The 10884-nt window shown below is 65.3% G+C and carries 11 protein-coding genes; 4 read left to right on the plus strand and 7 right to left on the minus strand.

What is annotated here, in order from left to right:
• Nucleotides 1-130: 130 nt before the first annotated feature.
• Nucleotides 131-1984, minus strand: a complete 1854-nt coding sequence (locus tag KDJ86_RS19585) for an ABC transporter ATP-binding protein (protein WP_291749814.1) — start codon at nt 1982-1984, stop codon at nt 131-133.
• 563 nt (nt 1985-2547) lie between these two features.
• Here KDJ86_RS19585 and KDJ86_RS19590 point away from each other — a divergent pair.
• Complete coding sequence (locus KDJ86_RS19590) at nt 2548-3000, plus strand: DoxX family protein (RefSeq protein ID WP_291749815.1); 453 nt, start codon at nt 2548-2550, stop codon at nt 2998-3000.
• Nucleotides 3001-3007: 7 nt separating this feature from the next.
• Here KDJ86_RS19590 and KDJ86_RS19595 read toward each other — a convergent pair whose 3' ends face one another.
• Entirely contained in the window at nt 3008-4876 is a 1869-nt protein-coding gene (locus tag KDJ86_RS19595; protein WP_291749817.1) for an ABC transporter ATP-binding protein, read from the minus strand.
• 103 nt (nt 4877-4979) lie between these two features.
• On the opposite strand from KDJ86_RS19595, the gene KDJ86_RS19600 reads away from it, so the two are divergent.
• A complete protein-coding gene (locus KDJ86_RS19600; RefSeq protein WP_291749818.1) occupies nt 4980-5441 on the plus strand; it encodes a tRNA (cytidine(34)-2'-O)-methyltransferase in 462 nt (153 codons plus the stop codon).
• A gap of 14 nt (nt 5442-5455) precedes the next feature.
• A complete protein-coding gene (gene hemF / locus KDJ86_RS19605; RefSeq protein ID WP_291749835.1) occupies nt 5456-6364 on the plus strand; it encodes an oxygen-dependent coproporphyrinogen oxidase in 909 nt (302 codons plus the stop codon).
• On the opposite strand, the gene KDJ86_RS19610 is transcribed toward hemF, so the two are convergent.
• The 5 genes from KDJ86_RS19610 to KDJ86_RS19630 form a co-directional block, all read right to left on the minus strand.
• Nucleotides 6361-6732, minus strand: coding sequence for a VOC family protein (locus KDJ86_RS19610; protein ID WP_291749819.1), 372 nt, complete (start codon nt 6730-6732; stop codon nt 6361-6363). The genes hemF and KDJ86_RS19610 overlap by 4 nt on opposite strands.
• A 5-nt stretch (nt 6733-6737) precedes the next feature.
• Nucleotides 6738-7325, minus strand: a complete 588-nt coding sequence (locus tag KDJ86_RS19615; protein ID WP_291749822.1) for a DM13 domain-containing protein — start codon at nt 7323-7325, stop codon at nt 6738-6740.
• A gap of 62 nt (nt 7326-7387) precedes the next feature.
• Nucleotides 7388-8623 carry a CCA tRNA nucleotidyltransferase gene (locus tag KDJ86_RS19620; protein WP_291749824.1) on the minus strand — a complete coding sequence of 412 codons (1236 nt, stop codon included), beginning with the start codon at nt 8621-8623 and terminating at the stop codon, nt 7388-7390.
• Between the two features lie 13 nt (nt 8624-8636).
• Entirely contained in the window at nt 8637-8900 is a 264-nt protein-coding gene (locus KDJ86_RS19625) for a DUF6111 family protein (RefSeq protein ID WP_291749827.1), read from the minus strand.
• Nucleotides 8900-9544, minus strand: coding sequence for a CoA pyrophosphatase (locus tag KDJ86_RS19630; protein WP_291749830.1), 645 nt, complete (start codon nt 9542-9544; stop codon nt 8900-8902). The genes KDJ86_RS19625 and KDJ86_RS19630 overlap by 1 nt, the downstream gene beginning before the upstream one ends.
• A gap of 272 nt (nt 9545-9816) precedes the next feature.
• On the opposite strand from KDJ86_RS19630, the gene KDJ86_RS19635 reads away from it, so the two are divergent.
• The gene (locus KDJ86_RS19635) at nt 9817-10827 is read left to right on the plus strand and encodes an AAA family ATPase (RefSeq protein ID WP_291749832.1); all 1011 of its coding nucleotides are present in this window, start codon (nt 9817-9819) and stop codon (nt 10825-10827) included.
• Nucleotides 10828-10884: the final 57 nt, after the last annotated feature.

Below are 10884 nucleotides of genomic sequence, written 5' to 3' on the forward strand. Positions count from 1 at the left end.
GATTCCCTCCCGGCCGGGTTTGTTTAGCCAGCGGGATCAGAATTTGTCCAGAGTGGGTGTGCGGAATGCGCACATTGTCGCGGGGAGAAATTTTCCCGGGAGGCGCTCGATCGCCCCCCGGGAAGGCACTTTACGCGGCACCGGCGGCCTGCACGAGCTGTTGATCGAGGAAACCGCCCGACTGGCGCTCCCAGAGCTGGGCATAGATGCCGCCTTGCCTGAGGAGCTCATCGTGGGTGCCAACCTCGACGATCCGTCCGTGATCCAGGACCACGAGACGATCCATGGCCGCGATCGTCGAAAGCCGGTGGGCGATGGCGATTACCGTTTTGCCCTCCATCAGCCGGTAGAGCGATTCCTGGATCGCGGCCTCGACCTCCGAATCGAGCGCGCTGGTCGCCTCGTCGAGGATCAGGATCGGCGCGTCCTTCAGCAGCACCCGCGCTATCGCGATCCGCTGACGCTGGCCGCCGGAGAGCTTGACGCCACGCTCGCCGACATGGGCATCGAGCCCGGTCCGCCCCTTGATGTCGGAAAGGCCGGGAATGAAGCCATCGGCTTCCGCGCGGTGCACCGCGTCCAGAATGTCGGCCTCGCTCGCCTCCGGCCGGCCATAGGCGATGTTGTCCCTGACCGAGCGGTGCAGCAGCGACGTGTCCTGGGTCACCATCCCGATCCGGCTTCGCAGCGACTCCTGCGTCGCGGCGGAGATATCCTGGCCATCGATCAGGATTCGGCCGCCTTCAAGGTCGTAGAAGCGCAGGAGCAGATTGACCAGGGTCGACTTGCCGGCACCGGACCGCCCCACCAGGCCGACCTTTTCGCCCGGCCGGATGGTCAGGGACAGGTCCTCGATGACCTTGGTCTGCCGCCCATAGTGGAACCGGGCATGATCGAATCTGATCTCGCCGTTGGTCACCACCAGCTCCTTCGCCGCCGGCGCATCGGTGATCGCGACCGGCTGGGCAATCGTGTTGATGCCGTCCTCGACCGTGCCGATATTCTCGAACAGCCCGGCGATCTCCCACAGAATCCACTGCGACATGGCGCGAATGCGCATCACCAGGGCGATCGCGACGGCGATCCCGCCGAGGCTGACGACGTCCTGCTGCCAGCCGAACACCGCGACCCCGGCGACCGATGCCAGCAGCAGCGAGTTGACGACATGGAGCGAGAGGGTGAGCTGGGTCACCAGCCGCATCTGCCGATGCACCGTCACCAGGAACTCGTCCATCGCGTCGCGGGCATAGGCCTGCTCGCGCAGCGTATGGGCAAAAAGCTTGATCGTCTGGATGTTGGTGTAGCTGTCCACCACCCGCCCGGTCATCTGCGCCCGCGCGTCCGCCTGCAGGGTGGAGATGCTCTGCAGCCTCGGCACGAAATAGAACAGGATGCCGAAATAGGCGACGAGCCAGGCGACCAGCGGCACGATCAGCCAGAGGTCCGACCTGCCGACGAGCACCAGCGTGCCGATGAAATAGACCGCGACATAGACGAAGACGTCGAGGACCTTGGTCACCGTCTCGCGGACCGCCAGCGCGGTCTGCATCACCTTCTGGGAAACCCGGCCGGCGAATTCGTTGTGAAAGAAATCGAGGCTCTGTCCGAGGATGTAGCGGTGCGCCTTCCAGCGGACGAGCATCGGGAAATTCCCGGCGATCGTCTGGAACATGAACAGCGACTGGACGAAGGTCACAAGCGGGAAGCCGATCAGAATGACCGCTGCCATGCCGGCGAGCTCCCAGCCATGCTCCTGGAAGAAGGTCGCGCGGTCCGCATTCGACAGCCAATCGACCAGGTTGCCGACAAAGGCGAAGAAGAAGATCTCGATCAGCGAGACGATCGCCGTAAGGATCGACATCGCGATCAGCGCACCCGCAAGCGGCCTGCTGTAGTGCAAGCAGAAGGCGAGAACGCCTTTCGGTGGCATCGAAGGCTCAACCGCGGGATACGGATCAACAAGCTTTTCGAACTGGGCAAACATGGGTCGGTTCCTTCGGTCCCGTCATACTCCGGCGACCAGGCTTCAGATGGACTTGGCGTTTCGGAATGCGGCGGCGGCTTCTAGAGGACGCCGGCCGCGCCCGCTGTGACATCGATCACAAGCCCGGTTCCGGTCCTTGCCCGGTCTACGGACTTAACAAGCACGACGAATTCGAAGCGCTTGAAACGACAGGCGGGACGACGAGATGCGCCGACGCGCCGGCAAATGCTCTTCATTGGAAGCGGAGGCTTGGGGGCGATGCGGGCGCCGGAGAACAGCCCGCCCTTGTCCCGATCTATCGCGTTTTCAGCGAATTGCCGAACCTGAATGTCAGCCCGGTCGCACGCGAGGTCCCGCAACCGCGGAGCGGATGAAAATGAAACGATTCTGCATTCACCCCTCCGTGTTTCTTGCGGGATTGCCGTCGGATGGGTGTCCTCTACACCCGGCGCCCCGACGTTTCAACCGGCAGTCCCCGGATTACGTCCGACGGGCAGAGGCTGTTGTCTTCCCGCCACAACGGCTAGCCTTGCCTGTCCCCCGGCAGCAGGAGCAAAACGGCGATGCTCAACAAGGCCCTGAACGCGATCGACGACCTCTTTGTCGGCCTTGCCGCGCCGCTTCTCCTCCTCGCCCGCCTGATCATCGCCTGGTTCTTCGGCAATGCGGGCCTGGAAAAGATCGGCTCGGGCTACGCCGAAACCGCGTCTCTCATGGAAAGCCACGGCGTACCCGGCATTCTCCTGCCGCTGGTCATCCTGCTGGAGTTCGGTGGCGCCCTTTTCATGGCGCTTGGCCTGTTGACCCGGCTTACCGCGGTGGCACTCGCCGCCTTCACCCTGGCCGCGGACCTTATCTTCGTAACGACGATCGGGACAAACGTGGGCCGCTACCTGTTCGGCGCCGAATTCACGATCCTGGCGGCGTTCTTTGCCCTCATGGCCGCGGGTGCGGGGCGATGGTCGCTTGACGCCATACGGACAAGAAACCGGCCGCGCAGCCTTCCAACCGCCTGACGGCCGCTCATTCGGCGGCCGCCTGCCCGAATCCGTCCGCGGACTCCGTCCCGAGGAATCCGCCGGACTGGCGCTTCCACAACGAAGCATACAGCCCGCCCCGCTCGAGAAGCTCCTTGTGCGTCCCGGATTCGACGATCCGCCCTTCATCCATGACGACCAGCCGATCCAGGACCGCGATCGTCGAAAGCCGATGGGCAATGGCGATCACCGTCCGGCCATCCATCAGGCTGTAGAGCTGCTCCTGGATCGCCGCCTCGACCTCCGAATCGAGCGCGCTGGTCGCCTCGTCGAGGATGAGGATCGGCGCATCCTTGAGCAGGAGCCGGGCGATGGCGACCCGCTGGCGCTGGCCGCCGGAGAGCTTGACCCCGCGCTCGCCGACAAACGCGTCGTAGCCGGTCCTGCCACGGAAGTCGCGGAGCTCGGGAACGAACTGGCCCGCCTGGGCGCGCTCCGCCGCCGCCCTGATCTCTTCCTCGCTGGCCTCCGGCCGGCCATAGCGGATGTTATCGCGGACCGAGCGGTGAAGCAGCGCGGTGTCCTGCGTCACCATCCCGATCCAGCTCCTCAGGGATTCCTGCGTCACCTCGGAAATGTCCTGGCCGTCGATCAGGATCCGCCCGCCCTCGAGGTCGTAGAGGCGCAGCAGCAGGTTGACGAGCGTCGACTTGCCGGCGCCCGATCGCCCGACCAGGCCGACTCGCTCGCCAGGCGCGACGCTGAGCGACAAATCCTCGATCACCCCACCGTCCTCGCGGCCGTAGTGGAAGCGGATATTCTCGAAGCGGATCTCGCCTATGGTCACCGTCAGTGGCTTCGCTTCGGGCTTGTCGACGATGGCATGGGGCCGGCTGATCGTCTCGATCGCATTCTGCAGGGTACCGATATTCTCGAAGAGCGAGGTGATCGTCCGCAGGATCCAGCCGGACATCTGGTTGAGCCGGATCACCAGCGCGCTGGCCATGGCGATGCTGCCGACGCTGATCTCACCGATCGACCACAGCCACAGGGCAAGGCCCGATACGGCGAAGATCAGGAGGCTGTTGATGACGTTCAGCGAGGCCATCATCGTCAGGATCGCGGCCGCGAGCCGGCGGAACGCATCGACCTGGGTGACAAACCCCTCCTTGGCGAAGGCGTCCTCGCGCTCGGCATGGGCGAAGAGCTTGACCGCCTGGATGTTCGTGTAGCTGTCGACGATCCGGCCCGACAGCCCGGAATTCGCTTCCGCGGCCGCTTGCGACCGCGCCCGCACCGGCGGAACCAGGCGAATGATGGTCACTGCATAGCAGCATGCCCAGGCCACCACCGGCAGGATCAGCCAGGGATCGAGGCCGGCGAACAGGATGATCGTGCCGACGAGGTAGATGACCAGGGTCCACACGCCCTCGACGACGTTGACGACGCTTTCCCGAAGCGCCGGACCGCTCTGCATCACCTTCTGGGCGATTCTGCCCGCGAAGTCGTTCTGGAAGAAGGAGAGGCTCTGGCGCAGCACATAGCGATAGCTCCGCCAGCGGACCAGCGCGGTCAGCGACGGCACGAAAGCGACCGTCGTCAGGCCGCGCGACAGGAGGACGCTCACCGGCCTGACGATAAGGACGACGAAGCCCATGGCTGCCAGCAGCCACACATTGTCACGGAAGAAGGTCGCCGGCGACGCGCTGTTGGTGGTCAGGTCGACCAGCTTGCCGAGAAAGACGAAGAGGGCCAGCTCGCTCAGCGAGGCAATCAGCGACACGACGACCAGCGTCACCAGAAGACCGCGGACCGGCTGGATGAAGTGGCGATAGAATCCCAGCAACCCGGTCGGCGGCCGAACCACTGGCGCGTCGATGAAAGGGTCACTCAGGCGGGATAGCCAGTTCAGCATGTTGTCTCGGCCGTGTCGCCGACAGAGATGGTGTCGACTCCAAAGGTATCAAGGCGATAGGTAGGGCCGGTAACGCCTTCCGACATCCCCGCTCCGGTCCGCCATGGTCTCGATCGCGCTCTACCAGCCAGACATACCGCAGAATGCGGGAAATATCCTGCGGCTTGCTGCCTGCCTCGGCATGAGCGTGCATATCATCGGCCCGGCCGGCTTCGACTTCTCCGATCGTTCGATCCGCCGCGCCGGCATGGACTACATCGGCGAGGTCGAGATCGTCCGCCATTCCGGCTGGATCGCGTTCCGCGGGTGGCAAGCAGGCAGCGGATCGCGCCTCGTCCTGATCACCACCCATGGCACAACGCCTTATACCAGCTTTGGTTTCGCGCCAACGGACGTCCTCCTCTTCGGGCGGGAAAGTGCCGGGGTGCCGGAGACCGTGCATGAGAGCGTGGATGCGCGGCTATTGATCCCGATGCGACCGGGCTTACGTTCGCTGAATGTGGCAAGCGCAGCGGCGATGGTGGCGGGCGAGGCACTGAGACAGACTGGCGGATTGGCCGCGTGACGAGGAACAGGACGATGGACGGCGCACCGCCGGGACTGCCCGAACAGCTTGAGCAGAAGAAGGCCGAGGCCAGCGCCTGGTTCGCCGGATTGCGCGACCGGATCATCGCTGCCTTCGAGGCGATCGAAGACGATCTGCCCCCGGACACTCCGCTTGCGGACCAGCCGGCCGGGCGCTTCGTCCGCACGCCCTGGAAGCGCACCGACCATAGCGGCGGGGAAGGCGGCGGCGGCGTGATGGGGATCATGAAGGGCCGGGTCTTCGAGAAGGTCGGCGTCCACGTCTCCACGGTCCACGGCGAATTCTCGCCCGAGTTCCGGAGCCAGATTCCGGGCGCGGAGGACAATCCCGCCTTCTGGGCGAGCGGCATCTCGCTGATCGCCCATATGCATAATCCCAACGTGCCGGCCGTCCATATGAACACCCGGATGGTCGTCACCAGCCGCCAGTGGTTCGGCGGCGGCGCCGACCTGACGCCGGTGCTCGATCGCCGTCGCACCGAGGAGGACCCGGATTCACGGGACTTCCACGCCGCGATGGAGGCCGCCTGCGCGCCCCACTCCGGTGCCGACTACGGCCGCATGAAGGCGTGGTGCGACGAGTATTTCTTCCTCAAGCATCGCAACGAGCCGCGCGGCATCGGCGGCATCTTCTACGACTGGCTGAACACCGGCGACTGGGATGCCGACTTCGCCTTCACCCGGGACGTCGGCCTCGCCTTCCTCGATATCTACCCGAACCTGGTCAGGCGGAATTTCACCACGCCCTGGACCGCGGCCGAACGCGAGGAGCAGCTCGTCCGCCGCGGCCGCTATGTCGAGTTCAACCTTGTCTACGATCGCGGAACGATCTTCGGGCTGAAGACCGGAGGCAACGTCGACTCGATCCTCTCCTCGATGCCGCCGGTCGCCAAGTGGCCCTAGCCTGGCCGGCGGGGTTCCCACAGCTCGACGCGGTTGCCCTCGGGATCGTCGAGATGGGCGAAGCGGCCGTTGGGATAGGCCGTCTCGTCGACGGTCACCGCGATATTCGCCGCGCGAAGCTGGGCGACCATGGCGTCGAGATCGGCGACCCGGAAATTGATCATCCACTGGTTGGCGGCGCGGCCGAAATAGTCGGTGTCGCTGGGGAATGGTGCGAAGATGGTCGAGCCGGCCTCCTGCGACCACACCGGCGCCTCGTAGCTGCCCGGCGCCCGGGTGACGCCGAGATGGGCCTCGTACCATTCGGCCATTGCCTGCGGATCCCTGGCGCGAAAGAACACCCCGCCGATCCCGTTGACTTTCTCCATGCCGACTAACCCGGATATTCTTTATTCGCCATCGACTTGAACGCGAAACCTGAATCTGTTTCGGAAGAATCGAGAAGCGAGGTCTTCTCCACCGGCGTGACGTCGGCCGGGGAGATCAGCACCGAAAACGTCTCGCACCAGATCACCACGCTCGGGTAATTGGCAAGGTCGACGCCCGCCGGGATCTGGTAGCGCTGGCTGCCCTTGAAGGCGCGGAGCTGGCCGAGATCGACATACATCGTGTCGGCGACATCGCCAGAGGCCCGGACGGTCGCCCTGGGAACCAGATAGACATGATAGTCGGGGCCCGGACCGACCTCGAAATCGGGTTCGAGGAACACCGCCTTCTCATAGACGCTGACCCTGCCCTTGCCATAATGGACCGGATCCGAGGGGTCGGCATGGATGAAGTCGCCACTCGCCACGAGGGCCGAACGATCCTCTTCGCTGATCGTCTCGGCGGCCGGTGGGGGCGGGAAGACATAGGGAAAGATGAAGAGCCCGACGGCGACGCCGAAGGCCGTACCGAGGATGCCTCCGAACAGAAAGATGGAAATCGTTCGCCAGATCCGTCCGCCGCGTGTCGCCGCCATGGTTGCCTCCCTCCCCGCGAAACGTCCCGCGACCGTACCCCGGAACACCGGGCGCGCCCACCCTATTGGGCCGAGGTCACCATCTGTTGAAGCCGCTGGCGCAGTGCCGTGGCGTCGGGGACGAAGTCCTGACCGATCCACCACGACTCCAGGGCCTCGAGGATTTGCCCAACGGCCGGCCCGTGAGCGGCGCCCGCGCCGAGCACGTCGGCGCCGCTGAGCGGAAACCGGGGCGGAGGCCACAACGCCGGCAGTGCCCGCAGCGCCTGCCACGCCTTGTCATCGGCATCGGCCGTGCCCCAGGCAAAGGCCAGCGCGACCACGTCGGGCCAGGCAGCGGGCCCAAGGCGGTAGAGGCTCGCCCGCGCATTCCGCTCACTCGTCGGCATCCTCCAGCGGCGCGCCGCGACAACCTCCGCCAGCATCGCGTCGCGCTCCGCATTGGAGAGCCGCAGCCGTTGCGTCAGGCGCTCGACGTCCTCCTCTACCCGGCAGCCAAAAGCGGCGAGCCTGAGCGGGAGGCCGGCATCGGGATCGAACCGCAGGAGCCGTTCGAAGGGGCCGAGATAGGCAACCCCGGCGAGGATCACGCCGAGAATGCCGGAATCCTGCATCCTCCCGAGCGTCTCGAAGGCCCTTGGGGCACTGGCGAGCCGGCGCATTTCCTGGCCTATGCGCTCGGCGGAGAGTTCCCGCAGGTCGTTCCGCGCCCGAATCGCGGCCGACAGCCCCTCGGGATCGAATCCGCCTTGCCCGAACTCCGCATTGAAGCGGAAGAAGCGCAGGACGCGAAGCCGATCCTCGGCGATCCGTTGGCCCGGGTCGCCGATGAACCGGACGCGGCGCGCGAGGATATCGGCGAAACCTTCAAGCGGGTCGTAGACCTTGCCCGCCGCATCGACCGACAGGGCATTGACGGTGAAATCTCGGCGTCTCGCGTCGGCGGTCCAGTCCGTTCCGAAGCGGACAACCGCGTGCCGCCCGTCGGTTTCGACATCCTCCCGAAGCGTGGTCACCTGATGGGGAACGCCATCGGCGACCAGCGTCACGGTTCCATGCTCGATCCCGGTCGGCACGGCCTTGCAGCCCGCCTCCGCCGCACGGCGCATGACGGACTCCGGCGCGAGCGGGGTCGCGAAGTCGAGTTCCTCCACGGCCAGCCCGGCAAGGGCGTTGCGCACCGCGCCGCCGACAATCCGCGACGGCTCCGAGTCCTTGTCGAGAATGGCGAATGTCTTCCGGGTGGCCGGCGTCCTCAGCCAGTCTGCATCGCCAAGATCCGGAAGGTGCCTGCTCATCGTCCTGGGACGATCATTCGAAATGACCGGGGATCAGTTCGCCGTCGATATACTGGGCCGGCACATAGGTGCTGCCGGGTGGCGCGCCGGTGAAATGGATGAATGACAGCATCGCACCGATCATCACGGCGGCACCACCCGCGGCGAGCCAGCCGATCGTCTTCATCGGCCAGTCGCCGGCGTCGTTGATCCTTCCGCGGGTCGCGAACAACCAGCCGACATAGATGCCGAACGGCAGCAGGAAGAATATGACATCAAACGCGATCAGCCGGCCCATCAGTCGAATATCCGCTCATAGAGACCACGGATGATTCCCGCGGTAACGCCCCATATATAGTGTCCTTCATAGGGGATTTCGTAAAAGGTCCTTGGTCTTCCGGCGAATATCCGGCTCGCTCGGCGGTGGTTTTCCTCCGTCATCAGAAACGACAGCGGCACCTCGAAGACGCCCTCGACCTCGTCCCGATTGAGGGTCAGGGCGAATTCGGGTTCGACACGCCCGAGGATCGGGAAGATGCGATAGCCGGTGCGGCTGAGATAGGGCGTAAGCGCGCCGACGATCGATATCGCGCCGGCGTCGAGGCCGATCTCTTCCTTTGTCTCGCGAAGCGCGGTCGCGGTGGGGTCGGCGTCGGTCGGATCGATCTTGCCTCCGGGAAAGGCTATCTGCCCGGCATGGGCTGTCAGATGGGCGGTTCGTTCAGTCAGGAGAACCGTGACCCCGGGCTCCCGTGCAATCGCCGGAATGAGGACCGCGGCGTCGCGATAGCTGAAAGCGACGTCCGCCAGATCGGGGTTGAGGACGTGGTCTCCCTGCAGTTCCGATTCCCCGGGCGTCGGTCCCGTCGCCAGCCTTGCGGCGGCCAGCGGGAAGAACCGTGCCGGCGCGAAGATCGATTCGTCCCGGTCCTCCTGACTCATCCCCGGCGGCCCACCCGATCGGCCAGCGTGTTCACAAACCGGTGAATGGCGTGGCGAAGATGTGTTCCCCGAGGAGAGACTGCGACCATCCATTCCCGGCGCGGCCATTGTTTCGCCGCGCTTTACCCTATGTGATTAGATTCAGCCGCAAGACCTCGATCAGGCCCGGGGCCGGGACAATCCTCTATTGCGGCAGCGCCGCTCATGCAACACTTGGGGAATTCCGGCATGGGTCGGACGTTCCCTCACCCAGGTAGAAAAGCGTCACCGAAATGAGCGCACTCAATCAACCGCAGACCGCCGTCGACCCCGACAGGATTCTCGCCGAAACCGAAGCGGCAGTGGCCAGGATCAGGGCCGCCCGCGAGGCGATCGGCAAGGTGATCTATGGCCAGGAGACGGTCGTCGATCGAACCCTGATCACGCTGCTGGCCGGCGGACACGGACTGCTGATCGGCGTGCCGGGTCTCGCCAAGACCAAGCTGGTGGAGACCCTCGGCACGGTATTCGGCCTTTCCGCCGCCCGCGTCCAGTTCACGCCGGACCTGATGCCCTCCGACATCCTCGGTACCGAGGTGATGGACGTCGGTGCGGATGGCAGCCGGGCGTTCCGCTTCCTGCCCGGTCCCGTCTTCACCCAGTTGCTGATGGCGGACGAGATCAACCGGGCGAGTCCGCGGACCCAGTCGGCGCTCCTGCAGTCGATGCAGGAACACCACGTCACAGTCGCCGGCGAACGCCACGACCTGCCGACCCCATTCCACGTGCTTGCGACACAGAACCCCCTGGAACAGGAAGGCACCTATCCTCTCCCGGAAGCGCAGCTCGACCGCTTCCTGCTCCAGATCGACGTCCACTATCCCGATCGCGATGCAGAGCGGCGCATGCTGTTCGAGACCACCGGTGCGACAGATACGGGCGCCGAACAGGTGCTTGACGGTGCCGGCGTGCAGGCCATCCAGCGCCTGGTTCGCGGCATGCCCGTCGGCGAAACCGTTGTCGAGGCAATCCTCAACCTGGTGCGTTCTGCCCGTCCCGGCAGCGGCGACGCCAAGCTCGATGACGCGATCGCCTGGGGCCCCGGTCCCCGCGCCAGCCAGTCACTGATGCTGGCCGTGCGCGCCCGCGCGCTGATCGACGGCCGCTACGCCCCGTCGCTCGACGACGTCAGCGAGCTGGCGGAACCGGTACTCAAACACCGCATGGCGCTTTCCTTCGCAGCTCGCGCCGACGGCATGACCGTCAGCGAAGTCATCGCCGGCCTGAAGGCGAAGATCGGGTGACATGGCGACGGTCGCGACGGCCAGTCCTGGTGGTGACCTCCGCGGAGCGCTGACCGA

This window comes from Bauldia sp., from assembly GCF_020442045.1.
Lineage (GTDB): Bacteria > Pseudomonadota > Alphaproteobacteria > Rhizobiales > Kaistiaceae > Bauldia.

Coding starts and splice junctions, on each gene's coding strand:
- hemF (WP_291749835.1), top strand. CDS start 5,456: ATGGACGGCGCACCGCCGGGACTGCCCGAACAGCTTGAGCAGAAGAAG.
- KDJ86_RS19630 (WP_291749830.1), bottom strand. CDS start 9,544: ATGAGTCAGGAGGACCGGGACGAATCGATCTTCGCGCCGGCACGGTTC.
- KDJ86_RS19635 (WP_291749832.1), top strand. CDS start 9,817: ATGAGCGCACTCAATCAACCGCAGACCGCCGTCGACCCCGACAGGATT.
- KDJ86_RS19610 (WP_291749819.1), bottom strand. CDS start 6,732: ATGGAGAAAGTCAACGGGATCGGCGGGGTGTTCTTTCGCGCCAGGGAT.
- KDJ86_RS19590 (WP_291749815.1), top strand. CDS start 2,548: ATGCTCAACAAGGCCCTGAACGCGATCGACGACCTCTTTGTCGGCCTT.
- KDJ86_RS19595 (WP_291749817.1), bottom strand. CDS start 4,876: ATGCTGAACTGGCTATCCCGCCTGAGTGACCCTTTCATCGACGCGCCA.
- KDJ86_RS19625 (WP_291749827.1), bottom strand. CDS start 8,900: ATGGGCCGGCTGATCGCGTTTGATGTCATATTCTTCCTGCTGCCGTTC.
- KDJ86_RS19620 (WP_291749824.1), bottom strand. CDS start 8,623: ATGAGCAGGCACCTTCCGGATCTTGGCGATGCAGACTGGCTGAGGACG.
- KDJ86_RS19600 (WP_291749818.1), top strand. CDS start 4,980: ATGGTCTCGATCGCGCTCTACCAGCCAGACATACCGCAGAATGCGGGA.
- KDJ86_RS19615 (WP_291749822.1), bottom strand. CDS start 7,325: ATGGCGGCGACACGCGGCGGACGGATCTGGCGAACGATTTCCATCTTT.
- KDJ86_RS19585 (WP_291749814.1), bottom strand. CDS start 1,984: ATGTTTGCCCAGTTCGAAAAGCTTGTTGATCCGTATCCCGCGGTTGAG.